The sequence below is a fragment of the Polyangium mundeleinium genome (assembly GCF_028369105.1).
Taxonomy (GTDB): Bacteria; Myxococcota_A; Polyangia; order Polyangiales; family Polyangiaceae; genus Polyangium; species Polyangium mundeleinium.
In genome coordinates this window covers 11,897,008-11,922,535 of sequence record NZ_JAQNDO010000001.1, presented here as the reverse complement: position 1 = coordinate 11,922,535, position 25,528 = coordinate 11,897,008, and the positions used below count along the sequence as shown (strand labels likewise).

26 protein-coding genes are annotated in these 25,528 nt (G+C 66.3%); 14 read left to right on the top strand and 12 right to left on the bottom strand.

What is annotated here, in order from left to right:
* The first annotated feature begins 9 nt into the window (after positions 1-9).
* Entirely contained in the window at positions 10-1,248 is a 1,239-nt protein-coding gene (locus tag POL67_RS47095; protein ID WP_271928337.1) for an NAD(P)/FAD-dependent oxidoreductase, read from the top strand.
* Here the strand turns inward: POL67_RS47095 and POL67_RS47090 are convergent.
* Positions 1,214-1,936, bottom strand: a complete 723-nt coding sequence (locus POL67_RS47090; RefSeq protein ID WP_271928335.1) for a hypothetical protein — start codon at positions 1,934-1,936, stop codon at positions 1,214-1,216. The two genes, POL67_RS47095 and POL67_RS47090, sit on opposite strands and share 35 nt — an antisense overlap.
* Positions 1,937-2,038: 102 nt before the next feature.
* On the opposite strand from POL67_RS47090, the gene POL67_RS47085 reads away from it, so the two are divergent.
* The 3 genes from POL67_RS47085 (at position 2,039) to POL67_RS53990 (ending at position 5,597) form a co-directional block, all read left to right on the top strand.
* Positions 2,039-4,033, top strand: a complete 1,995-nt coding sequence (locus tag POL67_RS47085) for a hypothetical protein (protein WP_271928333.1) — start codon at positions 2,039-2,041, stop codon at positions 4,031-4,033.
* Between the two features lie 109 nt (positions 4,034-4,142).
* On the top strand, positions 4,143-4,604 hold the full coding sequence (locus POL67_RS47080) for a TraR/DksA family transcriptional regulator (RefSeq protein ID WP_271928332.1): 462 nt from the start codon (positions 4,143-4,145) through the stop codon (positions 4,602-4,604).
* 42 nt (positions 4,605-4,646) lie between these two features.
* Positions 4,647-5,597: a thioredoxin-like domain-containing protein gene (locus POL67_RS53990; RefSeq protein ID WP_271928329.1), complete on the top strand. Its 951-nt coding sequence runs from the start codon at positions 4,647-4,649 to the stop codon at positions 5,595-5,597.
* 7 nt (positions 5,598-5,604) lie between these two features.
* Here POL67_RS53990 and POL67_RS47070 read toward each other — a convergent pair whose 3' ends face one another.
* From POL67_RS47070 to POL67_RS47035, 8 genes are all read right to left on the bottom strand, one after another.
* Positions 5,605-6,777 (bottom strand): hypothetical protein, encoded by a 1,173-nt coding sequence (locus tag POL67_RS47070; RefSeq protein WP_271928326.1) that lies wholly within the window; start codon positions 6,775-6,777, stop codon positions 5,605-5,607.
* A 148-nt stretch (positions 6,778-6,925) separates the two neighbouring features.
* Positions 6,926-7,795, bottom strand: coding sequence for a protease modulator HflC (gene hflC, locus POL67_RS47065; protein WP_271928324.1), 870 nt, complete (start codon positions 7,793-7,795; stop codon positions 6,926-6,928).
* Entirely contained in the window at positions 7,792-8,817 is a 1,026-nt protein-coding gene (hflK, locus tag POL67_RS47060; RefSeq protein ID WP_271928323.1) for an FtsH protease activity modulator HflK, read from the bottom strand. The genes hflC and hflK overlap by 4 nt, the downstream gene beginning before the upstream one ends.
* Positions 8,818-8,873: 56 nt before the next feature.
* On the bottom strand, positions 8,874-10,448 hold the full coding sequence (locus POL67_RS47055) for an MFS transporter (protein WP_271928321.1): 1,575 nt from the start codon (positions 10,446-10,448) through the stop codon (positions 8,874-8,876).
* A 44-nt stretch (positions 10,449-10,492) separates the two neighbouring features.
* Positions 10,493-11,068, bottom strand: coding sequence for a DUF1993 domain-containing protein (locus POL67_RS47050; protein WP_271928320.1), 576 nt, complete (start codon positions 11,066-11,068; stop codon positions 10,493-10,495).
* Between the two features lie 43 nt (positions 11,069-11,111).
* Entirely contained in the window at positions 11,112-12,323 is a 1,212-nt protein-coding gene (locus POL67_RS47045) for a sterol desaturase family protein (protein WP_271928318.1), read from the bottom strand.
* 651 nt (positions 12,324-12,974) lie between these two features.
* Positions 12,975-13,688: a hypothetical protein gene (locus tag POL67_RS47040; RefSeq protein WP_271928315.1), complete on the bottom strand. Its 714-nt coding sequence runs from the start codon at positions 13,686-13,688 to the stop codon at positions 12,975-12,977.
* The gene (locus POL67_RS47035) at positions 13,685-14,206 is read right to left on the bottom strand and encodes a hypothetical protein (protein ID WP_271928313.1); all 522 of its coding nucleotides are present in this window, start codon (positions 14,204-14,206) and stop codon (positions 13,685-13,687) included. Before POL67_RS47035 ends, POL67_RS47040 begins: the two co-directional genes overlap by 4 nt.
* Positions 14,207-14,342: 136 nt before the next feature.
* On the opposite strand from POL67_RS47035, the gene POL67_RS47030 reads away from it, so the two are divergent.
* Positions 14,343-15,611, top strand: coding sequence for a vWA domain-containing protein (locus tag POL67_RS47030; RefSeq protein WP_271928312.1), 1,269 nt, complete (start codon positions 14,343-14,345; stop codon positions 15,609-15,611).
* Between the two features lie 9 nt (positions 15,612-15,620).
* Here the strand turns inward: POL67_RS47030 and def are convergent, their stop codons facing one another.
* The gene (def, locus tag POL67_RS47025) at positions 15,621-16,196 is read right to left on the bottom strand and encodes a peptide deformylase (protein ID WP_271928311.1); all 576 of its coding nucleotides are present in this window, start codon (positions 16,194-16,196) and stop codon (positions 15,621-15,623) included.
* A gap of 76 nt (positions 16,197-16,272) precedes the next feature.
* Between def and POL67_RS47020 the strand changes: the two genes are divergently transcribed.
* Positions 16,273-17,016 (top strand): demethoxyubiquinone hydroxylase family protein, encoded by a 744-nt coding sequence (locus tag POL67_RS47020; RefSeq protein WP_271928309.1) that lies wholly within the window; start codon positions 16,273-16,275, stop codon positions 17,014-17,016.
* 38 nt (positions 17,017-17,054) lie between these two features.
* Here POL67_RS47020 and POL67_RS47015 read toward each other — a convergent pair whose 3' ends face one another.
* Positions 17,055-17,567 carry a hypothetical protein gene (locus POL67_RS47015; RefSeq protein WP_271928308.1) on the bottom strand — a complete coding sequence of 171 codons (513 nt, stop codon included), beginning with the start codon at positions 17,565-17,567 and terminating at the stop codon, positions 17,055-17,057.
* Between the two features lie 166 nt (positions 17,568-17,733).
* On the opposite strand from POL67_RS47015, the gene POL67_RS47010 reads away from it, so the two are divergent.
* From POL67_RS47010 to POL67_RS46995, 4 genes are all read left to right on the top strand, one after another.
* Positions 17,734-18,009, top strand: coding sequence for a hypothetical protein (locus tag POL67_RS47010; protein WP_271928306.1), 276 nt, complete (start codon positions 17,734-17,736; stop codon positions 18,007-18,009).
* Positions 18,010-18,151: 142 nt separating this feature from the next.
* The gene (locus POL67_RS47005) at positions 18,152-18,904 is read left to right on the top strand and encodes a hypothetical protein (RefSeq protein WP_271928305.1); all 753 of its coding nucleotides are present in this window, start codon (positions 18,152-18,154) and stop codon (positions 18,902-18,904) included.
* Positions 18,825-20,063 (top strand): hypothetical protein, encoded by a 1,239-nt coding sequence (locus tag POL67_RS47000; RefSeq protein WP_271928302.1) that lies wholly within the window; start codon positions 18,825-18,827, stop codon positions 20,061-20,063. The genes POL67_RS47005 and POL67_RS47000 overlap by 80 nt, the downstream gene beginning before the upstream one ends.
* 200 nt (positions 20,064-20,263) lie before the next feature.
* Positions 20,264-21,073: an RNA polymerase sigma factor gene (locus POL67_RS46995; RefSeq protein ID WP_271928299.1), complete on the top strand. Its 810-nt coding sequence runs from the start codon at positions 20,264-20,266 to the stop codon at positions 21,071-21,073.
* A gap of 254 nt (positions 21,074-21,327) precedes the next feature.
* Here the strand turns inward: POL67_RS46995 and POL67_RS46990 are convergent, their stop codons facing one another.
* On the bottom strand, positions 21,328-21,675 hold the full coding sequence (locus POL67_RS46990; protein ID WP_271928296.1) for a hypothetical protein: 348 nt from the start codon (positions 21,673-21,675) through the stop codon (positions 21,328-21,330).
* Positions 21,676-22,108: 433 nt separating this feature from the next.
* Between POL67_RS46990 and POL67_RS54585 the strand changes: the two genes are divergently transcribed.
* From POL67_RS54585 to POL67_RS46970, 4 genes are all read left to right on the top strand, one after another.
* Positions 22,109-22,387 (top strand): hypothetical protein, encoded by a 279-nt coding sequence (locus POL67_RS54585; protein ID WP_271928293.1) that lies wholly within the window; start codon positions 22,109-22,111, stop codon positions 22,385-22,387.
* A 583-nt stretch (positions 22,388-22,970) separates the two neighbouring features.
* Positions 22,971-23,462 (top strand): hypothetical protein, encoded by a 492-nt coding sequence (locus POL67_RS46980; RefSeq protein WP_271928290.1) that lies wholly within the window; start codon positions 22,971-22,973, stop codon positions 23,460-23,462.
* A gap of 25 nt (positions 23,463-23,487) precedes the next feature.
* A complete protein-coding gene (locus POL67_RS46975) occupies positions 23,488-24,126 on the top strand; it encodes a hypothetical protein (RefSeq protein WP_271928288.1) in 639 nt (212 codons plus the stop codon).
* Between the two features lie 166 nt (positions 24,127-24,292).
* Complete coding sequence (locus POL67_RS46970; RefSeq protein WP_271928287.1) at positions 24,293-25,528, top strand: tetratricopeptide repeat protein; 1,236 nt, start codon at positions 24,293-24,295, stop codon at positions 25,526-25,528.

The following is a 25,528-nucleotide window of genomic DNA, read 5'->3' as shown; positions in this document are numbered from 1 at the left end:
GCGCTCCCCATGCTCGACGCGGAGATCGTGATCGTCGGCGGCGGCCCCGCCGGCATCTCGACGGCGCTCTTTTTCGCGCACGCCGCGCCGCGGCTCGCCGAACGCATCGTCGTGCTGGAGCGAGCGACGTATCCGAGAGAGAAAATCTGCGCGGGTGCGATCGGCGCCCGCGCGGATCGGCTGCTCGCGTCGATCGGCGTGCGCGTCGACGTCCCCTCGGTCCCGATCCACGGTTTGTCCGTGGACGCTGCGGGCCGCCGGCTCGCCGCGCGCGCCGAGGGACCGCCGATCGGCCGTGTCGTCCGGCGCTTCGAGTTCGATCATGCCTTCGCGCGTGAGGCGATGGCGCGCGGCGTGCGGGTGCGCGACGGCGTGAAGGTTACGGGGCTCGTGATCGGCGATCACGATGCGCGGATCGAGACCTCGATCGGCGAGATCCGCGCGCGCGCCGTCGTCGGCGCGGACGGTGTCGGCAGCGTCGTGCGGCGCGCGCTCGGCTTGCCGCGCGGCGCGTTCATGGCCCAGGCCGTGGAGGTCGACACGCAGGCGGCCCGCGGCGACGGTCCTCGGGACGTCCTCCATTTCGACATGGCCGCGCGGGGTTTGCCCGGGTACGCCTGGGACTTTCCCACGCTCGTCCACGGAACCCCCATGGTTTGTCGTGGCATCTACGAGCTCCGCGCCGAGGGCGTCCCCGAGCGCGCCGCGACCGAGCCAGCGCCGGGCGAGCGGCTCCTCGCCCGCGCGGACGAGCAGGGCGTGCCCGTGCCCGTGTCGTCGCTGCGCCGCTTCGCCGAACGTGGCCTCTCCTTGCACGAGCCCTTCGCGCGGCCGCGTGTGCTCCTCGTCGGCGAAGCAGCGGGCATCGATCCGGCGCTCGGCGAGGGCATCGCACAGGCAATCCAGTACGGCGCCGTCGCGGGCCCGTTCCTCGCGCGCGCGCTCGAAGCAGGCGACCTCTCGTTCGCCTCGTTCCCCGCGGTGCTCCGCGCGAGCCGCCTCGGGTTGGATCTCCGCCTGCGCGCGCGTGCGGCGCGCTTCGTCTACGGCGGCACGCGCCCCGTGATCGAGCGATGGATCACGCGCTCACACGCGCTCGCGCGGGCGGGGATGGAGTACTTCGCGGGGGAACGGGTCGATCGGCGCGCGCTCGGCAGGAGCGCGCTCGATCTCGGGGGGGCCTTGTTCGGCTGGGCGTTCGATCAGGCGCGCTTCACTTGGGCGCCTCGGTCGGGGGCTTCGCCGTGACGTGCATGAAGTAGTTGCCGATCGACTTGATCTTGAAGAAGGCCATCCCCGTCGAGTCGTCGATCTTCTCGGGCGCGACGACGGTCCAGGTGATCTTCTCGCGGCCCTTGTCGTCGACCTTCACGTCGCCGATCGCGAGGTTCGCGTCCTTCTTGTTGCCCGCGGGGAAGCTGAACTCGAAGGGTTTGTCCAGGGTCTCGAGCGTGGGCAGATCCGGCGAGTTCTCGATCTGCACGAGCAGCCGGTAGATCTTCCCGATCGGCACGCCCGTCGACTTGCCCTTCGGATCGAGCTTGAACGTGATGATGTGCGGCGAGCCCAGCGAGCCTTCGCGGATGCGGAAGATGGCGCGGCCGCTGTCGTCGCCGAGCTCGAGCTTCGCGCCTGGGCTCATCGTGAAGATCGACTGGAGCTCCTTGTCGGAGCTCATCAGCACCGGCGGGCGCTCCTCCGTGGGCTTCGGCGCCTCGGCGCTCGCCGACGCCGTGGGCTGGGGCGGGGGCGTCTCGGGCGCGGCTGTCGGGGTCTCCGTCGGCGTGGGCGCAGGCGTCGCCGCGGGGGGCGGCTCGGGCTTGGCCGGGGGCGGCGTCTGCTCACCGCCGCACGCCGCGGCGACGACGGCGACGAGCGCCGAACATCCAAGGGTCGTGATGCGGAGCAGGTGGTCTTTGCGGGTCCGTACGCGCATGGAGTTCGGCGTAGGACGAGGCGGCGCGGAACGCAAGCCCGAGTCCGCGCGTGATTCGGGCTCTCCTCGACGCCCGCTTCCGCCCGCCGTATAAGGCGGACCATGCGTACGTCGCTCCTTCCGGCCGTTGCCCTCCTCGCCCTCGCGTGTGGCCCGTCGCCCGCGACCGTCGAACCTACGAAGACCCCGGCCGATACCCCGAAGGACAAGGGCGCAGCGCAAGTCGCCGTCGCGCCGCCCACCGAGACGGCCTACGACCTCTCGCCGGTGCCGGAGCCCCAGGACGTCGTCGCATTCTTCGGCTGGAAGAGCCCCGCGGCCACGCTGAATGCGTTCGGGGGCTGCGCGGCCATTCCGTCGGAGCCGCTCATGGGCGGCGTCGAGGGCCAGCTCCGGGCGCTCTTGCGCGACGTCGTGTCGAGCAACGTCGACGTGCGTAGCCTCGCGGCCGCCGTCTCCCTCGACGCGCCGGTGTTCGCCGTGGCCTCGCTCGAAACACAATCGAAGCGCCCCGGCGCGTTCGTGGCCTTCTCGCTCGGCCTCACCTCGATCGAAAAGGCGAAGATGGCCGTCGAGGGCGCGGGCCCCGTCACGGAGCTCGGGCCGGGCATGTTCCGCATCGGCGGCAAGTCGGGCTCGACGTGCGTGATCGCAGCGTCCGCGGGCGCGACGCCCGCGCGGCTCGTGTGCGGGCCGAAGGAGAAGGACGTCACCACGCTCGCTCCGTACCTCACACGCACGTTGCCGACGCAGGCCGGCGCGGCCTCGGACATGCACCTCGAAGTGCGCTTCGCGCCGGCCGAGGCCCGCTACGGCTCGCTCCTCCGCACGCAGGTCCAGGGTTTGCCCGTGATCGCGCAGGCCGAGCTCTCCCTCGGCGAACCCAAGTTCGACCGCGCGATCGTCGACGCTGCCACGGGCCTCGCGGACGAGATCGTCGCGTTCGCCTCGGATGCGGACAAACTCACCTTCGACGTGGCGATGGACCCGGCCACGTGCCTGCGCGCGAGCGCCTCGCTCTCGATGCGCGGGAAAAACTCCTGGGTGAGCGGCCTCATGGGCGAGCGTCCCGAGCGCGCCGGCCCGCCGCCCGCGATTTTCTGGCGCGCGCCCAAGGACAGCGCGAGCGTCGTGTATGGCCGCGGCACCGAACCGAAGCGCTTCCAGCCGCTCCTGCGCACGGCGCGCCTCCTCAGCGAAGGCGTCCTCGCGAAGGTGAACATCGGCTCCGAGGCCGATCATCGCGCGTTCGGCGACCTGTTCGACTGGCCCATGAGCAAGGACGTCGAGACGGTCTCGGCGAGCGGCCGCAACGAGGTCTCGGAGGTCAAGGGCAAGCGCACGCCGCAGCAAGAGGCGGATGCCCTCGTCAACACCTGGATCGGTTGGGGCCTCGTGGGCTACGAGGAGGGCTCGGCGAACCTCGGCAAGCAGCTCCGCAAGATCGCGGACGTCTACAACCGCAAGGGCTTCCAGGATCCGATGCGCAAGGAGTTCGGCCCGGAGCTCTCGAAGGCGATCCCCAAGGTGAAGGTCGGCCCCGGCCCCGCGGCCCTCGGGGCCGATTCGCTGGACCTCGCGATCCGGATCGAGAACCTCCCGGCGGCGTTGCTCGACAAGAGCGCCTCGAAGAAAAATCTCGTCACCGTGGAGATGCACGTCCTGCTCATGTCGGACGGCAAGTCGCGCACGTGGCTCGCCGTCGGGGGCGGCAAGCCGGACGGGCTCGTCAAGCGCCTGCTCGCGGTGAAGACCGGCGCGCCCGACACGGGGACGATCGCGTCGCGCACGGATCTCGAGCCGCTCCGCCGCGGCACCTACATGGGCGCGGGCTTCATGTCGATGGGCCCGCTGGTCAAGAACCTGGAGCGCATGAAGGACGTCATCGGCCCGCGCGAGGATGCGCGCGTCGAGCAGCTCATGCGCGCCGTCGCCACGATGCCGCACCAGGGCGACACGCCCATCTTCCTCACGTCGAGCTCGTCGGGCACCGTGGACGCACCCCGCGGTGAGGTCGCCCTCACGGCCTCGAAGGCGGCGCTCGAAGACATCGGCTGGCTCATCAAGACGCTCGGGGTCGGCGGCGCGCGCCGTTGAGCCTGCTAGGCTCTCCGTCCTTCGGCGCGACGTGCGATTCGTGCGCAGGACGGGGGGCATGTCCTTTGCCGTTCGTCCGGAAAACACTCGCCGAACGGCAAAGGGAACCATGGACGCTCGAAAGGGAGTAGGGATCGGGAGCATCGTGCCGCAAAGGCCCGTTGCAAGGCCGGCGACGCGCGAGTCGATCGACGAGCTACCCGAGCTCACGCAAGAGCAGCGCGAGGAGCTGCGCTCGTTGCTGGAGACGCGTCGCGCAGAGATTCTGGCGAGCATCGAGACACGCCAGGAGCAAGAGCGCGACACCGGCCGCGAGGTCGGCGACGAGATGGACGAGGCGAACATCGAGGGCGCGACGGCGATGGCCTCACGCCTGCTCGAACGGGACGTGCAGCTCCTCTCGGAGATCGACCGCGCGCTCGCGAAGTTCAGCGACGGCACGTATGGCCTGTGCGAGGGCACGGGCGAGCCGATTGGCGTTCCGCGTCTGCGCTCGCGGCCCTGGGCGCGCTTCAGCGTGGAGTACCAGGAGCAGCTCGAGCGCGAAGCGCGCACGCGCGGCGGCATCTGAAAACCGGCCCGACGGGGGCGCCTGCCTGATACAGTCTCGGGGGTGATTCGCCGCCGAGATCGCTTGTTTTTGCGCAGCGCCGTGGCCCTCGGCGCGCTCGCGCTCCCCGTCGTCGTGTTCGCGTGCTCGCCGGTCGAGACGGTGTCCCCCGCGCCCGTGGACGCGGGCGCGGAGGCGTCGTCCTCGTCGTCGTCCTCGTCTACGTCCTCGTCCTCGTCCTCGTCTAGCGGCGCAGGAGGGCAGGGGGGCGGCGGAAGCGGCGGCGCTGGTGGTGTCGGCGGAAGCGGCGGCACGGGCGGCGTCGGCGGAAGCGGAGGCGGAGGCGGCACCGGAGGCGGAAGCGGTGGCGCGGGCGGCAGCGGAAGCGGCACCGGAGGCGTTGGCGGAAGCGGCGGCGCCGGAGGCGTTGGCGGAAGCGGTGGCGCCGGCGGCAGCGAACCCGACGCTGGACCGGGGGATGCCGGCGCCTGCCCCGTCACCACGATGGCCGTGCCCATCGCGCCCGCCCCGCACGTCGTGATGTGCTCCCCCGTCGTGTACGCGACGAACCCTCCGACCTCGGGCCCGCACTACCCCTCGTGGGCTGCGTTCAAGTGGTACGACGCGCCCGTCCCGCGTGGTTTCCTCGTCCATTCGATGGAGCACGGCGCGGTCGTCATCTCGTACCATTGCGAAGGCGGCTGCGAATCCGAGCTCGCGACCCTCGCGGCATTCCTCGACGCACGCCCGGCCGATCCGCTCTGCGTCGCACCCTTGAAGGCGCGCATCATCGTCGTCCCCGACCCTGCGCTGGACGTCCGATTCGCCGCGGCCGCGTGGGGCGGGCTCCTCCGCGCCGATTGCCTCGACACCGCCGCGCTCGGCGCCTTCCTCGACACGTATTATGCGAAGGGGCCCGAAAACTTCTGCTACGACGGCGTGGACGTCCTCGCCCCGGGCAGCGGGGTCCCGGCCGATTGCGGCACGGCGCCCATGGACGCGGGCGCGGATTGACGCGAATTCAGCGATATCGTTCAGCGCAGACGCCGAGCGCCACGCCTGTCGTGTGCAGGCATTTGTTCAGATCGGCGCACGTGGACAGAGGTTCTCGGTAGCTGCATTCCTGTGCCACGTTGTAGCAGCGGATGCAGGCCGCCTCGTTGAACTTCTCGGTGGTGAGCTTGTGCTCGTAGACCACGAAGTCCGCGGTGCCCCGCCCGGGCTCGAATGTGGGCGGGTTTTTCAGCGCGCTGCCGTCGAACGTCGTGAACGAGAGCTCTGCCGGCTGGGTCCGATAGACGGGGCAGGCGATCTCCCCGGCGCCCGTGCGTGACCAGATCCCGTCGAGGAAGTGCTTCGAGTAAAACCTGCTCTGATCCCCGTCGCGCCGCTGGCTGAAGCCGCCGGCGCCGGCGTTGTTGTGCGGTATGCCGGGGAAGACCTCCGGATTGGGGACCTTGTACGTGAAATTGATCGAAGTGACCTCGCTGAACTTCCGCTCGATGGGTTCGGGGTGGAAGGCGATCGCCATCATGTAACAATGCCCGCGCTTGAGCTGGATGGTCTCGGGCGCCCGGTCGCGGAGATCTTCGAGCTTCGCGGTGAATCGTTTGACCTCGCGGTAGCCGTCCTTGGCCAGCGAAAGCCGCCCGAGGAGCGTCTCGACGTCGGGGTATTTGGGCGGGTCGGGGGCGAGGGAGACGGCGTAATAGGTCCGCCTCCGCTCGGGCATTCGAGCGAAGGGATCGGTGACGCTGCTCGTCAGGTAGAGAGCGTTTGCGCCATGGCGCGCCGCCTCCGCGGCGAGGAGTTTTTCCCGGCGCGCGCGCAGGGCCTCGTTGTTGAACGCGGCCTTGAGCCCCTCTTTGTCGTACCCCGAGACGTCGACGCGCTCCTTCAGGGAGATCATGCCGAGGACACGATGAGGCCGCTCCTCGCTCGGATACCCCGGCGCTGCCGTGAACCTCTTCTCCGGCGTCGCGCCATATTGGTCGTAGAAGAAGGCGTCCGGCTGTTCGAGTGCCTCGTGGATCTCGACGCGCGACGCTTCGGCGGGGGGCGCGTCCTCGACGAAGGACTTGTAGGCGAGGTCGTGCTGGTGCTCGAAGTTGATCCCGTCCGCCCCGTGCCTTCGGCAACTCGAGGCCGAGGCGACGGACAGGACGAGCGCGAGGAGGAGGGCGGTGCGCTTCACGGATGAGCTCGCTCGTGGGAGGGGCGCCGCGTATTACCCCAGGCACGAGCAAGCGCGCAAGCGCTCGGGCGCGTCGACTGGCACGAAGACGAAGGGATGGCCCGCGCTCCGCTGGGCCACGGCTCTACCCATGGCCCGCGAGCTCTCGTCAGCGTTTTTCGATCGATTGGAGGTAGCGGTAGAAGTCGGAGTCTGCCCTGAGCATGAGGGTTGTGTTGGCCCCCATCGTATCGCGGTAGGTCTCCAGGGTTTCGAGAAAGCTATAGAACTCGGCGTTCTTGCTATGGGCACGACCGTAGAGGCGGGCCACCTGGGCATCGGCGGCTCCGCGGATCTCTTCGGCCTTGCGTGAAGCTTCCGAGCGGATGTCCTGGAGCTCTTTCTGCATCTCACCGAGGATCTCCTCGCTGCGGCCACGGCCCTCGGAGCGGAATTTCTCCGCGATGCTTTGACGCTCGGAGATCATGCGGTTCTCCACCTGCTCCCGTACGCTTGCGATGTAGTTGACGCGCTTGATACGGACGTCCAAAAGCTCGATTCCGTAGCTGGACATCTGAGCCTGGGCAGCTTCCAGGATCCCTCGCTCCAGCTCTTCTCGGCCCGGAGAGCCGATGACCCCTTCCAGCCTGGCGCCGGAGACCTTGTCGCGCACGGCAGCGTGGAGGATGTCATCGAAGCTGAGCTGCGCGCCGCGCTCGTCGTGCACGCTTTCCAGAAACAGCCGTGGATCGTCGATACGCCAGCGGGTGCTGGCATTGACCAGGATGAACTCGCGATCGCGGGTCGGAACCTGCTCGACATCTCCCTCCCAGACGAGCCGGCGCTCGTCGAAGCGGCGGACCTCCTGGACGAAGGGCAGCTTCCAATGGAGACCGGGTTTGGTAATCGCCTCGCCCTTGATCTCGCCGAACTGGAGGATGAATGCCTGGTCCGTCTCGCTCACGACGAAGGCAGAGGAATAGACGGTGATCAAAAGGATGGCAAAAAGAACGCAGAGGCCGGCGGTTTTGAAATTCATTTCTGCGCGTCTCCCGATTGCTCGTTCAGGTGGAGGAACGACTGTGGGTGGCTGTCCCCATCCTGCACGACAATGATCTTGCCGGCCTTGGGTGCGACCTCCCGGAGGGCCTCCAGATAGAGGCGTCTGCGGGTCACCTCCGGCGCTCGCTCGTACTCCTTGAGGATGGCCTGGAACCGGGCGACATCACCTTTGGCACGATTGACGCGCTCGATGGCGTACGCCTCGGCCTCGGCGATGGTACGTTTGGCCTCGCCGATGGCTTTCGGGATCGCCTGGTTCTTCTGCTTGATGGCGTCGTTGATCATCTGCTCGCGCTCTTGGCGAGCCTGGTTGACCTCATTGAAGGAGGAGCGCACCCGCTCCGGGGGGACCACGGCATGCAATTCCACCGCCGTGACGTGAATGCCGGAGGCATCGTCGGTCATCGCCTTCTGGATCTCGTCACGCGCCAGCAGGGAGATCTCCCCCCCGCCCGTGGTCAGCACGTCACTGGCCGGGTGCATCCCCACGAGGCGGCGGATGACCGCCTCGGAGACGTCCCGTAACGAGCGCTCGGGATCCTTCAATTGATACAAATATTCGACCGGGTCACGGATCTGGTACTGCACCACCCAGGACACATCGATCATGTTGAGATCCCCCGTGAGCATCTCGCGCTCCTCTCGGTCATCCCCGATGGGGGCGTGGGCGCGATCGCCCTCCTTGCTCGATTCGGTGGGGAACCCGAACTTCTGCTTGAGGACGCGCTCCGTGGGGACCTTCTGGACCTCGTCGATACCGAAGGGGAGTTTGAAGTGAAGCCCGGGCCCCGCCTGGCCGATGACCGCGCCGAAGCGCGTGATCACGGCCCGCTCGTCCGGCTGGACGGTATAGAAAAGATTCTGGGCTGCCATTCCCCCGATCACGAGCACCGCGACGAGGATGTTGATGGTCAGGATGCTGGTTTTTTCCGACGAGCGTGTGGGCTCCTGCTCCGCGGGTGCGGCCTCGACATTTTCGGGTGTAGTTTCAGCGTTCACGATGGTAGACCTCCGGGCATGAAATGAGCCATTTGTGGACCGTCGAAAGCGGCTGGTCAGCGAGGGACGGGATTCTGGTCCGCCACCGCCAACATCTCCGCCGGGCTCGGATAGAGCTCCCTCACGAGAGGGTATTTGTCCTGCACGTGATGCAGGAACCTGAAGGCCTCTTCGCGCGTGATGCGTTGGGTCTTCCCGAACAGGGTCACGAACTCTCTCCGCAGATCCATGTCCAGCAATGCACGCCGGAGGTGATCGCGAAGGGAGCGTCGCGAGCCCCGCGCCCGGAGGCGCGAGACGAGGCCGTCGAACACCTCTTTGAATGGATGGAAGCTGAACGCGACCCGCGCGTCGGAAAGCCGGCCTGAATCCAGCATCGCCGGTGCCGCGCTTTCTCCGGTGCCGTCTGCCGGCTCCTTGCTCGGGCCTCGTCGCCGGATGTGGAGCGACAAGAAGGCCAGCATGCAAAGGAGGAGCGCGGCCACCGCCCATACGATATGGCGGTACGACGCGGCAAGGGAGGCGTGGTCGGCAAAAAGCCCCATCGAATAGGAGAGGCCTTGGGCCCCCAGGGTGCCTGCCATCAGACCAATGCCTGACAGCATCGAGCTCTTCGTGGGGGCGAGCTCCATCGACAAGCCCAGCATCAGCGGGAAGAGCGCTCCCAGACCGAAGCCGAACATGAAGTTCAGGGTACAGAGGGCCGAGTAGCTCTGGTGGTCCACCACGGATGCCGCTGCGACGGTGGCGATCGAGACGAGGATCGCCATCAAGGTCGTGGATCGGAAGATCCAGCTGAGCCAGCTCATCAGAAGCCGTGACGAGGCCATTCCGACCAGAAAGAGACTGAAGGCCTCTCGGGCTTGTTCCGTAGAGAGGCCTATGGCCTCGTGGGCATACGTGACGAACCAGACGCAGTGCCCCCATTCGGTGGCTTGCAGGAACAGGCATCCCATCATGAATGCCAACGCGATTGGGCTGCGGAGCACCGAGAGATAGTCGGACCCGACGCGCGCAGCCGCCTTTGTCGGATCCGGTCGCGGCCCCTCGGGGCGGCGTGCGGCCAGCACCAGGACGACGACCAGCAAGGCTGCCGCGACCAGGAAGACGAGCCGCCAGTTGCCGATCGCCTGAGCGCCGGAAGGAGCGAATCGATTGACCAAGAGAGGCGTCGACAAGCTCCCCATGCTGAACGAGAAGTCCATGAAGCTCAGGGTCGATACCTTGTTGCCTCGACTGGCTTTGGCGGCGGTCGCATGCCCCGCGGTGAAGAACACGCTCCCCGACAAGGACAGAGCGAAGATGTAGAGCCGATAGAACGGGAGTTCCCTCTCTCCGTAGAGCAGCAAGAGGCAAGCGATGGAGGACAGAGAGGTCACGATGAGGAGCGTCCTCGCCGAGGCAACGTAAAATGCCTTCCCGCCGAGATAGGCGCCGACGAGGACCCCGCAGGACCAACAGACGAACACCATGCCGGAAGCTTCGTTCGTGATGCCAAACTCCTGTTTTACATTGGGTATCGTGACGCCTATGATCGTGCTGAGCAGGCCAAACACAAAGAACCCGATGAACAGCAGGGAGAGCCCGCCATCACGTGCTTCGTTCTTCGATGCGGCAGTGCCTTGCGACATCTCCGTGGTTCCTTCGCGTTCCATCGCAGTGGGTCGGCCTGTCATCACGCCTGGCGCTGGACGCGATAGGCGGGCGTCCCTTCGAAGTCCTTCTTTCCCACATCGACGCCTGCTGATCGGAGCAGGGAGTACACGACGGTGATGTGGAAGTAGAGATTGGGGAGGACATAGTCGAGCAGGAAGGAGCGGGTCTCGAAGATGCGCGCCTCCCCTCGCTTGGCCACCGTGATGGTGGCCGGCGCAGCCTCGATCTCCTGGCACGAGAGCGTCTTCAGGTACGCGATGGCATCTTCGATCTGCGCCTGCAGCTCGTCGAAGGACGTGAGCCGGTCGCCAAAGGATGGCTCGTCCCCTCTGTTGAAGACCGCGAACTCCGGCCTCTCCTCCTTCGGATCCAGGCGGCCGGCCAGCCGGGCGGCGCTGCCCTTCACGCCTGAGACCACGATTTCCACCTGCCGCGAGAGCGGAAACATGTCTGGATGGAGGCTCCGGTCGAGCAGGGCAGCCGGGCTCATTCCTTTCTGGCCAGCAAAGGCGGCCCCCTTTTGAAGGATCTGCCTCAGATTCTGCAACATGCGAATCATGGTGGGGATGCTGGCGTCGTACAGAGATACGTTCATGCTTACATCCGCCTCTCCGCCGTCGGGCTTTGGATGGGTTCGATCAATACTTGCAGTTCACCGATACCGGCGGTTCATAGGCCGTCGAACCGAACAGGATCGCTGGCCAATGCCTGATCTTGTTGTGCCTTAGCTCTTCGAACATCCGGACGTAGGGTTGAAACAGGAAGCGCAGGGGCGTGCGGCAGTAGTCGGCCTCCTCGCTGAACAACCCCGTGTCTGGTATGTGGGCGGGCGGCTCGACGTAGGTCCCGAAGAGCCTGTCCCAGAGGGTCAATCTCGCGCCGAAGTTGCATCCGTTCACGATGTTGTGAATCGGCTCCCTCGAATGGTGCGTGAAATGCACGGCGGGGGTGACCAGGACCGCACGGAACAACCTCAGCACGCGGAACCTGTTCTCGGCGTGGTAGAGAACGACGGAGTGGGAGGGGTTGGTCCACGCGTCGAGGAGGATCAGGACGATGAAGACCCAGCCGCTCTCGCGAACGTCGAGCGCGAAGACCTTCGTCACCAGGGGGAGCAAGAAGATCACGAAGGCCCTCCCGCCGGCCACGTCCAGGAGGGAGGACTGTGGGTCGACGGCCTGGGTGAGCTGGGACAGGTTACGCGAGCGATGATGATTGATGTGCCCGAGGTTCCAAAAGAATCGGTTCCCGTGACTCCATCGGTGGGACCAGTAGTAACAAAAGTCCGCAAGGAGGCACGCGACGATCAGCGCGAGGGCGCCGTGCAGGTGCACCATCGTCGGGACACGGTCTATCAAGGCTGCGTAGTGCTGCAGCAGCCGCTGAACCGATGGGTTCATGAAGGTGAACACCGTCGTCAACAGAAACACGACATTGACGACGGAGACGTTGATCATGGCCTCCCAATCGAACGGGCGTCCCGTGATCCTCTTGTAGAATGCGGCATCGAGGATCCCGACGAGGATTCCAAAGACGATGCGCGCCATCGCCGCGGCGACGATCCATGAGGCGATCGGGGCGTCCACGTCGGAGAGCGCCAATGCCTTCACGTTGTAGAAGATCACCACGCTCTTCGCGTGCAGGAGTTCCAGCAACCCGAGTCCGTCGTGATGCCAGGACAGCTCCGCGACGAGCGCGGCGGCGGCGAGGACGGCGAGAACCATGACCTGCGGCCCGGCTCTCCCGAAGGAGATGTCTCTATCCCATACCCACCGCTTCAGCGCCTTCAGCCGCTGAATGGCCTCATTCGCTTGCCGGTTGCAGTTCGGTACATCGATTCGTACTTCCATGCCCGATGGCTCCTCCCCTTCGCACCATGGCCACGTTTTGCGACGCCCTCATTTCAACCGGAGCGCGTGATGGCCGCGCGTCGCCTTGGCCTCGAGATAGGCGCGGTTGTGCGAATCGTCCCGGAGATCGGGCGCGAATCCGAGCCGCTCGTTGGCCAGGAATCGCGATAGGGAATCCCTCGGCGATGGTTGCCCTTGGCGACGGTCATGCGCAGGCGGTCGGTCATAGGTGCTCCGTTTCGGCGCTCTGCAATGTGGCGTCTTCGTCGGCGACCACGGACAGCACCTCTCGTGCCACGCCCCGCAGCGGCCTCCGGCGGCCTCGAATCCCAGCAGGGTCGCGCTGGAGACCGATCCGGCACATGGCGCGCGTGCGGGCTCGTGGAAGACGGCTTGCGCGATGACGCAAACGCCTGCCGTAGGCCGAGCGCCCATGGGCTCAGCCAGCCGCGACCGAAACGCGGAGCAGGCGCTGCGGGACGGGAAGCAGGTGCGGTCGCAGACGCGACGCGTGGACCCGATCGGGCGCTGTCAAGAGCCCACGTGCATGCGGGCGGCGGGAAGGTCCGGCTCAGCCGACGAGGGCAGCGAGACGTAGAGCGGCCGTGGGCAAGCCCGTAGGGTCACCCGCCACGAGCTGCCCCGCCGCTCTCAGGTCGCGAGCCAGAAATCCGCGCCGAGCAGGCTCTTCGCCGTCTCGATCGTGCTGAACGCGCGCTTCAGGTCCGACTTCGCCTGGTGCTCGGAGAGCTGCACGATGTACGGGATCCACAACGGGCGGCACACGAGCAGCGCCGCGTAAAACCCCTCGGCCTCCTCGTGCCAGCTTTGCGCCGCGGCGATGCGGGCGAGCAGGGCGTTCACCGGCACCGGCGAGCCGACCTGCCCGATCTCCGACGCGCGCGCCATCACGTCGCGGGCGAGCTCCGCACGCGCGGCCTCGTCCTCCACGTTCTTCGTGCCCCGGAACTTCTGGAACGCGATCTCCAGCCGTTGCTCGTTGTCGACCTGCTCCTGCAGCCGATCCCGCACGATCACGCTCCAGGCCTCCAAAAACGGCCGCCCGACGAGGTCGGACGACGCCTCGCAGTGTGCGAGCAGGAGCTCGGCTTCCTTCCAGTCACCCGCGTCGCGCGCGAGCTCGAGGCCCGAGACCACGCGCTCTTCGTCGCAGCGCCCCGGGTCCTTCTCCAGGAGCCAGCGCTCCCAGTAGAGGGCGCCGCGCGAGAGCGTGCGGAACACCATCGCCGGTTGCGTGAGCCGCGCGTACATCGCCTGCTGGATCAGGAGGCTCTTGTGGCGCTCGACGTCCGGCACCGTGAGGCTCTTCGGCCAGGCCTCGGCCCCGAAGGCGAAGGTGATCATGACAGGACCCGGATCGCGGCCTTTCCTCCGCCGAAGGCCACGGCGCCGGCGATCTTCCGCCCACCCGGCGCGCCATGCACGTGCTTCACCACGTCCGCGAGCACGCCGTCGGGATCCGCGCCCTGGGTCCCGAACACGACGAGCACCCCGTCACCCCGCCCATCGAGCCGCTGGAGATGCAGATCCAGCCACGGGCCACGCTTCGACACGCGCGCCACGCGGAGATCGTCCCGCGCCCGCAGGATCGCCGTGATCACGCCGGCCGCCGCCACGTGCAGCAGATCCTCGTGCCCGGCGGCGCGCAGCGCCTCGACGTCGGAGGCCGAGACGTCGGTCGCGTGCACCAGCGAAAAACGTTCGATCGTCGGATCCTGGACGCCCTGGGCGAAGTAGGCGAGCTCGAAGGAGCTCGTGGTCCCGGGCGCGGCCTCGCACGCGAGCAGACACGCAGGCAGCACGAGCGGCGGCCACAAATTCGGCTGATCCGCCCTCAATTTCGCGAGGTTATAAGTCTGCATCGAGGAGATCCGCGAGCAGGGTACCACGCCGCGACCATGCTCAAAAGGCCCATGCGCGAGGGGATGGCACGGAACCTCGGCGCGCCTGCGTGGTGGGCTGTTACACTCACGAAAGGACAAACACAGGAGCTTGCACATGCACTTCGAGCGTCATCGTCATGACCGTCGGCCCACGTTTTTCCGCCGCCTCTTCGTGCCCGCCCTCGCGATCGGGCTCGCGTCCTGGGTCGCCGCGCTCGCGGCGAGTTGTGGATCGAACAGCACCGGTGCGGCGCCTTGCGAGTCGGTCTACGCCGGCAAGTGCGGCGGCACCTGCGGCAACGACTTCGCGTGTCCAGAGGGCCTGTATTGCGGCATCAGCGGCACCTGCACGGCGGACTGCGCCTCTGGCGCGGCCGGCTGCCCCGCGGGGAGTGTCTGCAACGTCAAGGGCCGGTGCATCCCCACGGGCGAGGGCGGGTCCGGCGGCATGGGCGGCATCGACTTCGTGACGTCGGTGGGCACCATGGGCACCGGCGCCGACGCCTGCGCCGACGTCAACGTCAATTTCGACAAGCAGATCCCCACCGTGATGTTGCTCATCGACCAGTCGGGCAGCATGACCGAGGGCTTCGGCAATGGAAATCGCTGGGACGTCCTTTACGACACGCTCATGGATCCGAACACCGGAATCGTGAAGAAGCTCGAAAAGGACGTGCGGTTCGGGCTCGCGCTTTACACGAGCAATGGCGGGAACGCGGGCGGCACGTGCCCCATGCTCGCGAAGGTGCCGCTCGCGCTGAACAACCACGCGGCCATCGACGCCGTGTACGCCCCGCAGAGCCCCGCGGGCGACACGCCCACCGGCGAGAGCATCACGGCCGTGACCACGGATCTCGTCGCGTACCAGGAGCCGGGGCCGAAGATCCTCGTGCTCGCGACCGACGGCGAGCCCGACACCTGCGCGGAGCCGAATCCGCAAAATGGCCAGGACGAGTCGATCGCCGCCGCGCAAGCCGCGTTTGGCAAAGACGTCCGCACCTTCGTGATCAGCGTGGGCGCTGAGGTGAGCCTCGGCCATTTGCAGGACCTGGCGAACGCGGGCGCGGGCCTGCCCATCGGCGGCGCCGAGAAGGCCACGTATTACCAGGCGCTCGACCCGCAAACGCTGATCGACGCCTTCGACAAGATCATCAACGGCGTCCGCTCGTGCGTGCTCAAATTGAACGGCATCGTCGATGAGACCGCGGCCGCCGAAGGTCAGGTCTACCTCGACGGCATGGCGCTGCCCTACAACGACATGAACGGTTGGCGGCTGAACAGCCCCGACGAGATCGAGCTGCTCGGCACCGCGTGCGATACGATCAAGCAGGGCGACCACTCCATTTCGGTCCAGTTCCCCTGCGGGATCGTCATCCCGAAGTGATTCGCTGAATCAGCCCCCCATTCGCTTCACGAACGGCACGATCCGCTCCACGAACGCCTGCTTGTGGAACCGGTCGAACTCGGCCCACGTGCAAAGCGTCGAGGTATCGGTCACCCGATCCACGAAGAGCTTCCCGTCGAGGTGGTCGACCTCGTGCTGGAACGTCCCCGCCGTCAAACCTCGCGCCACGCGCTCGAACGGCGCCCCGTGCCGATCCCAGCCGGTCACGCGCACCTCGGCGAACCGGGAGACCATGCCGCGCAGGTTCGGCACCGACAGGCACCCCTCGTTGTTGTCGAATCGCTCCTCCGTGAGCGGTTCGACGACCGGATTGACCACGATCGTGAGCGGGATGTTCGGCTTGTACGGGTACCGCGGGTTGTCCTTGACCTCGATCGCCACGATTCGCTTCGGCACGTGGACCTGCGTGGCGGCGAGGCCGGCGCCGTTCGCGTCGCGCATCGTCTCGACGAGGTCGTCGATGAACGCCTGCACCTCGGCCGTGGCGAGCTCGTCGCGCTCGACCTCGCGCGCTCGGCTCCGGAGCACCGGATGTCCAATCTGAGCAATTTTGAGGAGCGTCACGGGGGCGAGCCTACCACGAGACGTCGTGGACGACGCGCGCTCGACGTGGACGCGCGTGCGCCCCAGGGATCGGCGCATGAACCAGGATAAGCGCCAGCCCGACTATTCCACGAACGTCCCCCAAGGCAGCGACACCGAGACGAGCGGACGAACGGACGTCGAGCACGAGGTGCAGGGCGAGGAGAACGCCCCGATCGAGCGCAGCGGCGGCGATGAACGCGAGAGCGGCTCGATCGAGCGGGCCAAGGCCCACCTCGGGCACGCGGGCCGCGACATCGCCGCGGCGGCGAGCGAGGTGGCCACCGTCGCGCGCGCCGCGGCCGAGTCCGCGAAGGAAGCGTTCAAAGACGAAGTCCCCTCGACCCGGCGCACGGGCGAGCCCTCGAAGGAGAGCACGCTCGACCGGCTGAACGACCTCTTGCGCGGCGAGCTCGCGAGCGTCGAGACCTACGATCTTGCGCTCCGCAGCGTGCGCGACCCGGACCTGACGAGCTCACTGCGCCAGATCCACGAGAGCCACGAGCGGCGCGTCGACAAGCTACGCGCCAAGGTCCGCGAGCTCGGCGGCGAGCCCGCGCTGAGCTCGGGCGTATGGGGCGCATTCGCGCGGATCGTGCAGCGCGGCGCCGACCTGCTCGGCCACCGCGCCGCGCTCGCCGCGCTCGAAGAGGGCGAGGATCAGGGCAAAAAGCGATATGCGCGGGACATGGACGAGCTCGAACCCCCCGTGCGTGATTTCGTCCTCCAGGAGCTCGCGCCCGAGCAACAACGGACGCACGACCTCGCCCAATCGTTGCAGAAGTTCGTCAAGGCGGCTTGACGCGAAGAGGGGCGAGTTCGGACATCACGAAGCAGTCGTCATGTGGAGCCGTCGCTCGCCTTTTCGGCGGCGGCGGCTTCTGCGGCAGCCTTGGCGTTCTTGCGCCTCGTCGCGGCGGCTTTCTCGCCGATCTGGGAGTAATACTTCAGCGTCTTCTCGAAGGGCGCGGCCACGCTGGGATCGACGTGTTTCGCGGCCGTCTGCACGGTCTTCGCGACGATCGCGATATCGCCTTCGCGCAGGTGTTCCTCGTGCGCTTCGGTCTCGTCGAGGACCTCGTACATCTTCTTCGCAATGCCCTTCTTCTCGCGGACGACCTTGAGCCTGCCCGTGCGACCCTCGATCCGCGCGACGACATCGATTGCGATACCGGCCTTCGCGAGCGCGCCGCTTTTGGCCTTGAGGAGCTCGTCGAGCACCTCTTCGAACCCGTCCTTCTCGAACTTGAGATGTTGCTTCTCGCCGTCCGGGAGGTCGATGATGTCGTCCTTGATATCCGTGATGTCGCACACGCTCGGCCCGTTGTAGATCGCTTTGGGTCCGTTGCTCATCCAGTCATCCCCTTTCTCAGTGTCCTACATTTCAAGAAGGGGGAAATTTTGTCAACAACGTATCGACGCGCAGTGGTCTGAGTAGCAAAATTTCGGCGACCGGGGCCGGAACGACCCACGGTAGGACGGCTGGGTGTGCGATATCGTACCGTCAGTCGACGATGGCATGGTCCCGGGCGGCGTCGACGTGGTTCGAGGCGACGATGACGTGGTGCGAGGCGACGATGACGTGGTCCCGGATGACGTCGACGTCGTTGCACGCGACGTCGACGTCGTTGCACGCGACTCGATGTCCTTGGAGGCGACGGTGACGTGGTCCATGTCGACGGTGACGTGGTCCATGTCGACGGTGACGTGGTGCCGGACGACGTCGACGTGGCTCGATGTGACGATGACGTGGTTCGATGTGACGATGACGTGGTTCGAGGCGACGGTGACGTGATCGCAGACGACTCGACGTCATCGAAGGCGACGGTGACGTGGTTCGAGGCGACGATGACGTGGTGTCGGGTGGCGTCGACGTGGATCCATGTGACGTCAGCGTGGTCCGCAAAAGAAGCGCGCGACCGTGGCGATGGTCTCCGGTGTCTGGTCGCATCTCGGCCATGCTGTTCCAGCGCACACGAACGCTCCTCTCGCTCGGGCTCCTCGGCTGCGCGACGATGGCGCTCGTCCCGCTCGGCTGCGGGGCCAAGATCACCTACCCGGCGGCGAGCGAGGGCCCGCGTGTGCCGGATGCCACCGCCGAGCGCCTGCGAGCGTGTGCGGAGGAGTTCGGAGGTGACCTTGACCGGGGGTCCTACACGTTCGATTACAAGGTGCTGGTCGACGAAGAGGGCCGCGTGGTCGATGTGGCGTCGAAGGGCGTGCCGCACGCGGATCTCGCGGGCTGCACGCGGATCGCGCTGCGAGGCATGAAGGTGCCGGAGGAGCTGCTCCGGCTGCGCAAGCTGCGCCTGGCCGAATCGCCCGCGCCTGCGAACGGGCAGACGATGCCGGAGCGGGGGCTGGTCGGGGAGGTCGTGATCGTGACCGTGACGACCGTGACGACCATCTTCGTCGACATCCTCATTGAAGCGGGCGTGGCGACGATGGTGTTTGCTGTCACCATGGAGATTGCCAAGGATGTCGCGGAGGCGATTCAGAAGAAGCCCAAATGGGAGAAGGAATGCAATCGACACCGGACGGCTTGCCTGGACACGCCTGTGCAGAGCGAACCCGGGCACGTGTGGAACGCGTCAAGATGTAATGAATGTCATGACCAATGCATGGCGAACAAGAAGTGGCCAACGGAAGGCCCTTGGAAATCGTGTATATACCCGAACATCAAATGGTAACATTCGAGACGATATGACCACACAAGAAGTAAGAGTCGATCAGCTCTTCTCGGAACTCACGAGAGCGAGTAACGCCATCCTGTTGGAATCGTTCAATCGGACCCGAAGCTATGCCGAGGTCGTCGACGACTACCGAAAGATCGAAACCGAGTTCGTGGCGTGCATGGGTGACGACGAGTTCGGCGTGCTCGAGACGAAGCGACGCATCGCCGAGTCGATCTTTTCGCTGGCGCGTCGCAGGGGTCCCAGCTTCGAGGTCTGCCGAGAGGCCTGGAACGATCTCGTTCGCGTCGGCTTCACGGGGCCCCTCATGAAGTGCATGCATTCCTTGATGTATGCGGACTTTTGCGCGTTCGACGAGCAGCCCCAGGAAGGGCTCGCGGTGCTCGAGCCGCTCCGCGCCGAGCTCGAGGGATGGCTGGAACAAGCCAGGGCGGCGCAACGGTCCACCATGTTTTACGAAGAACAGCTCGAGCACCTGGGGGACCTAAGAGACGAACTCGAAGCCCAACGAAGAGGCGAGCACAACCCACATCGCGTCACCCGGACCGAGGTCGAAGCGTACGATCCGGGCCCTGAGGGGGAAGAAATCAACCAAGTCTACGAGGCGATTTGGGAAGCGCGCCGCGCCGTTCATAAGGCCTTTGCACGATCGCGGGGTCGGGGCTTTGCCGAGATCGCGGATGACTACCGGCGGGTCGAGGCGGAGGTCGTGGTGCGGGCACGCGCATGTGATGCCTACAAGCCTTTGGTACCCAAAGTGCGTCGATATATCGTCCAAGATGCTTTTTGTGCAGCCTGTGGTTCCGAACAACCCTTCGAGGTCTACCGCGACGCCTGGAACGAGGTGGTCCGACTGGGCTTTTCGGACTTCGAGGCGCAGTGCAGGATGACACGCATGTACGCGGAGTCCGCTGGTGTGAACCAAAAGCCCGAGGAGGGGCTCGCCGTGCTGGAGCCTCTGCTCGTGGACCTCGAGCAAGGGCTCAAGGCGAAGGAACTCACGCGAAAGCGATGGCTCAAGGTACGCGCGAAACGAAAACCACCCATGCACGAGAAGGAGCCGCCCCCGAGCTTTTACCGAGAATGGATCACGAGCATGACCGAGCTTCGGGACAAACTCGAAGCCCAGCGAAAGGGCGGCGAGCCATCGACCTGAGGGAGGAGAAGGCCGATCCGCTCGGCACGGCTGGGACCAAGAGGTCGGATCCCTGTGCGGCACGACGAAAATCGACGCGAGCCACTCGATTTCTTCGATCCAAATTCCTCGGCCGATCATGAAGGGGGAACATGGCGCGTACAACGATTCCCTCTCCGCTCACGTCCGAACTGGTCGCGCTTCGTCCAGATGTGGCATGCATGCTGCAACGTCGCTCGGACACCCTCGCCACCGACAGGATGCAGGAGCTCATGCTGCGGGGACTCGCGGCGCTCTCCGGCTACACGCCACACCCCGACGGGGTTCGGCCTTTCCTGTTCGGCATCGCCAAGAACCTCCGGAGCGAGGAAGCGCGCCGAGCGCAACGCGAACGCGAGCTTTTCTGTCCGGACCTCGGCGACGCGGAGCGCACGGCGACGCCGGACGTGTCGCCGGAGAAGGAAGCTTGGCGTTCCGAGGCCCGTCGCGCGCTTCTATCGGCCTTGAAGATGCTTCCGCCGGAGCAGTTCCTTGTGATCGTGCTCGTCGACCTCGCCGAGTGCACGTGTTCGGAGGCGGCCGAGCTGCTCGATATCCCGCTTGGAACCGTGAAATCACGACTCGCCGCCGCGCGTACGAACATGCAGCGCGCCCTCGGACCGAAGGAGCAGTACCTCGGCAGCCCCGGACTGCTTGCTCTGTTCGGACGCCGCGTCCTCAAGGCCGTCAGCGAGTATGCGTACCCGCTCGGACACCTTCTCCTCGCCATGCTGTTCTTCGCCTTGCCCCGGCCCGCACCGCACGCGCCCCATGCCGTCGCGACCGGGGCTGCCCGCGTCATCGGCGCATCGGCCGCCGACGTGGCAAGGGCAGCGGATGTCTCGGGCCCACTGACAAACCCCGAGCCGCCCGCGACAGCGCCAGCGACGACGACGGTGGTGCCGCGCCGTGGAAGGGCTCCCGAGCCGTTCGTGGTGAAACCCTCGGGGCGACGGCATTGGTTGGTCGGCGGGAACGGTTCGTCCGGGTAGACGTCGCTGTCGGATTGCGATATCGATCGCGGGTATGCTCCGCCTCGGTCTCGTATCGGTTCTCCTCTGTGGACTCGCATCGCCCGCATGGACGGACGCGCCGCTCGAGAAGGAAGAGGGCGAGGAGAGCGCGGAGGACATGCGCTTCCGTGCGCTCGCATCGCTGGGGGATTCGGCGGTCGGCTCGGCGTCTTGCTCGTAAAGCTCGGCCGGCCCGAGTTGCCCCCGAGTATTTGCTCGACGCGATCCACCCATTAGGGCCGCGGCCCCTTCCCGGGCGCTTCACCTGTGCCGCCGTCGCCCGTCCCGGCGTCCGGAGCGGGTGCCGGGGCCGGATCGATCAGCTCACACGGCGCATAGTCGTACGTCTCATGGTTGCCGCAGAGGATGGAATTCTCATTGCAGCAGTTGGCACAACTGTAACTCGCCTCTCGTCGAAAGCAGCTATAAAAGCACTCCCGGTCCAATTGGTCGCAGATCTCGGGCCTTTTGCGCGGCTTCTCCTCCTCATCTCGGTCGCGCTCCGGCCTGTACGGGCCGCAGCCCGGGCGCGAACTTCCGAGGGAGGCCAGGACCACGAGCGCGAGCAGCACCTTCTTCATGAAGACCTCGAGGCATCGAACATAGGATGGTTGTAGGCCGCTGCTATTCCTTGTTGGGACACCAAAAGAAGCTGTGGCTCTCGGCCTTCCTGCACGCATCTCGGGCGTCGGTGCAGCAACTGTTGCACGCGGGGCCGGCCTTGAAGCAACTGTTCTGGCAAGCGATCGCCTTCTTGTCGCACGAAGGGAGGTCGTCAAAGTCATCCGAGCATCCACCGAGAACAAGGGACAGGGCAACGAGGGAGAGACGGAGGACAAGCGCTCGCATCGTGGGGCTCCTTGTTCCCCATGGTACCGCGGCCCACCCCCTGAACCAAGGAAGAAGCGAGGGGCCACGTACAGGCCATCCTTGGTCCGGACCGCTTCCATTTTCGGTCGCTCCCCGGCGAACATTCGCGCGCCCGCTCTGCCCATCCACGAGAGGAGACGACCGATGCTTGCCGGACGCATGATGGTCTTTCCCCTCACCCTCACGCATTTCCTCGAACGCGCGCGCACCTTCTTCGGTCGCAACGAAATCGTCTCGCGCCTCCCGGACAAGACCCTCGTCCGCGGCACATACGGAGATTTCTACCGCCGCACGTCCAAGCCCGCGGCAGCGCCAGCGACGACGACGGTGGTGCCGCGCCGTGGAAGGGCTCCCGAGCCGTTCGTGGTGAAACCCTCGGGGCGACGGCATTGGTTGGTCGGCGGGAACGGTTCGTCCGGGTAGACGTCGCTGTCGGATTGCGATATCGATCGCGGGTATGCTCCGCCTCGGTCTCGTATCGGTTCTCCTCTGTGGACTCGCATCGCCCGCATTGACGGACGCGCCGCTCGACAAGGAAGAGGGCGAGGAGAGCGCGGAGGACATGCGCTTCCGTGCGCTCGCATCGCTGGGGGATCGTGAGCGAGCCGCGGGCCATCCTCGCGCGGCGGCGCGGGCCTACATGGAAGCGCTCGACGTGCGCCACGATCCGCTCGTCGCCGGGGGCCTCTGCGCCGCGCCACCGCATGCAGAGCCACCGCGTGCACCCTGCCTTGACGCAATTCGAGCTGTCTGGTCGCATCTCGTCCATGCTGTTCCAGCGCACGCGAACACTCATCTCGCTCGGGCTTCTCGGCTGCGCGACGACGGCGCTCGTGCCGCTCGGCTGCGGGGCCTCGGTCAGACAACTGGCGCAGCAGGACGACCGCCCGCGTGTCCCCGACGCCACCGCGGAGCGCCTACGCGAATGTGTGGATGAGTTCGGTGGTGGCCTTTCGGGGGGTACTACACGTTCGACGTCGCAGTGAAGGTCGACGAGGAGGGCCGCGTGGTCGATGTGGCGTCGAAGGGCGTGCCCCACGCGGATCTCGCGGGCTGCATGCGGATCGCGCTGCGAGGCATGACCGTGCCGGAGGAGCTGCTCAGGCTGCGCAAGCTGCGCCTGTCCGAGTCGCCCGCTCCCGCGAACGGGCAGACGCCGGCCGAGCGTGGCCTCGTCGGCAACCCCGCGGTGCTCGTGGCCGTGGCGATCGCCCTCGCTGACCTCATCATCGAAGTCGGCCCCGCCGTCATCATCGTGTGTGCCGCTTCGCTGGAGCTCAGCAAGGCGGATATTGTGGAGACGGTTCGAGAGCGGGGAAAATGGGAGGAGGAATGCCAAAATGGTTTAAACGATTGCCTGATGTCGCCTCTGCAGAGCAAACGGGGCAGCACATGGAACTCGAAGAGATGCAAGATGTGCTGGGAGCTGTGCAAGGCGCACAAGGAATGGCAGGACGGCGTCGAATTCACGGACGGTACGTGGGCATCCTGCAAATAACAGGAGACCATCTGGAGTAGGTGGTATGATCACGGAAGAAGAACTCGAGCAACTCGGCCAAGAGTTTGCGAATGCGAGCGAGGCCATTTTGGCCAAATCGTTCGAGCGTGACTTCGTCGATGTCGCCGAAGACTACCGCAGGCTGGAGGCTGAATATGTGGCACGAATGGGCGACCATGAATTCGGCGTGCTCGAGACGAAGCGCCGCATCGCCGAAGACATTCTCTCGGCGGCACACTCCAAGCATCCACCCTTCGAGGTCTGCCGGGAGGTCTGGAACGAGCTTGTTCACCTCGGCTTCTCGAACACCTTCCGAGAATGCCTGATGAGCGGATTTTACGCGGATTGCTGCGCGTACGACGAGCAGCCCGAGGAGGGGCTCGCCGTGCTCGAACCTCTCCTCGCGAAGCTCCAGCGACGGCTCGACGAAGCCAAGGCGGTGCAGAAACCCACACGCTTTTACGAACAGGAGCTGGGAAAACTGCACGACCTCCAGGGCGCGCTCCTGGCGCAGCAGAGGGGACAGCTCGGCCCAGAGCGAAGCACCCGGCGGCTCGACGAGGCGCACCCTCCCCCCACCGCGGAAGAAGAGAGGAGCGATGCGCTCGGCGAGCTCCGGGACAAGCTCGAAGCCCAGCGAAATGGCGGCGCGCCAACGACCTGAGGGATGGGATGCTGGAGCGTATACTGGCGGGGGCTCGCGACGCCGCCGAGCGTGGCGTCGCCGGAGCCGTTCGTGGTGAAACCCTCGGGGCGACGGCATTGGTTGGTCGGCGGAAACGGTTCGTCCGGGTAGACGTCGCCGTCGGGTTGCGCTATCGATCGCGGGTATGCGCCGCGTCGGTCTCGTATCGGTTCTCCTCTGTGGACTCGCATCGCCCGCATGGGCGGACGCGCCGATCGACAAGGAAGAGGGCGAGGAGAGCGCGGAGGACATGCGCTTCCGTGCGCTCGCATCGCTGGGCGATCGCGAGCGAGCCGCGGGTCATCCTCGCGCGGCGGCGCGGGCCTACATGGAAGCGCTCGACGTGCGCCACGATCCGCTCGTCGGCGGGCGGCTCGGCGTCTTGCTCGTAAAGCTCGGCCGGCCCGAGTTTGCCCCCGAGTATTTGCTCGACGCGATCCACCTCGCGACGACGTCGGCGGAGGAGCGCGGCGAGTTCTTCAAAGCGCACGAGGCGGCGCGCGCGCAAGGCGCGTGGATCGAGCTGATGGTGTCGCATGTGGGCGCAGAGGTGACGATGGACGGGGCGCCCAAGGATACGGGCGGGCACACGGCGTCCTGGTTCTTCGTCCGCGCGGGGGAGCACGAGGTACGCGCGAAGCTCGACGGGTACGAGGAGGTCGCCGTGAAGTTCACGGCGCCGAAGGGCGGGAACTTGCCGGTTCGGATCACGTTCAAGCCGCTTCCGGCGCCGCCCCCGGCCGTGTCGGCGGTGTATGAGCCGGAGAAGGAGCCGCCAAAGAGCGTTGCGCCCGCGGTGGTGGTGGGTGAGCCGAAGCTCTCGAAGCAGGAGGACCCGTACGCCTACGACGACAAGCCCGCGACGAACCGAGGCGACGGAGAGAAGAAAGGAGTGCGGGGCTCGATTGGCGCGGGGCCGGTCGTCGTGTTTGGCGTGGCGTCATGGAGTCCCGCGGTGGGACTTTCCGTAGGGGCGAGCTTGCGGCCGAGCGAGTACGTGTCGCTCGGGATCGAGGGGCGCGCCGCGTGGCTGACCTCCGGCATCGAGGGACGACAAATCAACGCCATGACCGCGGGTGGGCTGGCGAGCGCATGCGGGCACTGGCGCTGGCTGTTCGGCTGCGCGCTTGGGCACCTTGGCGTGATCAACGTAGCCTTCTCCGACGGCAGCTACACCGGAAAGTCCTTCGTTAACGTCAAGCCTGGCGCTGGGGCGCGCGTCGGTGCGAAGGTCCACGTAACTTCCTCGTTCAGCTTGCTGGGAGCGGCAGACATTCTTGGCTTGACGAGCGGAATAAAGGTGGTGGCTGGTCAAACGGTACTCGCAGATCAATCACCTCTGATGTTTGGGACACAGTTTATGGGGGCGTGGGAGTTCTAG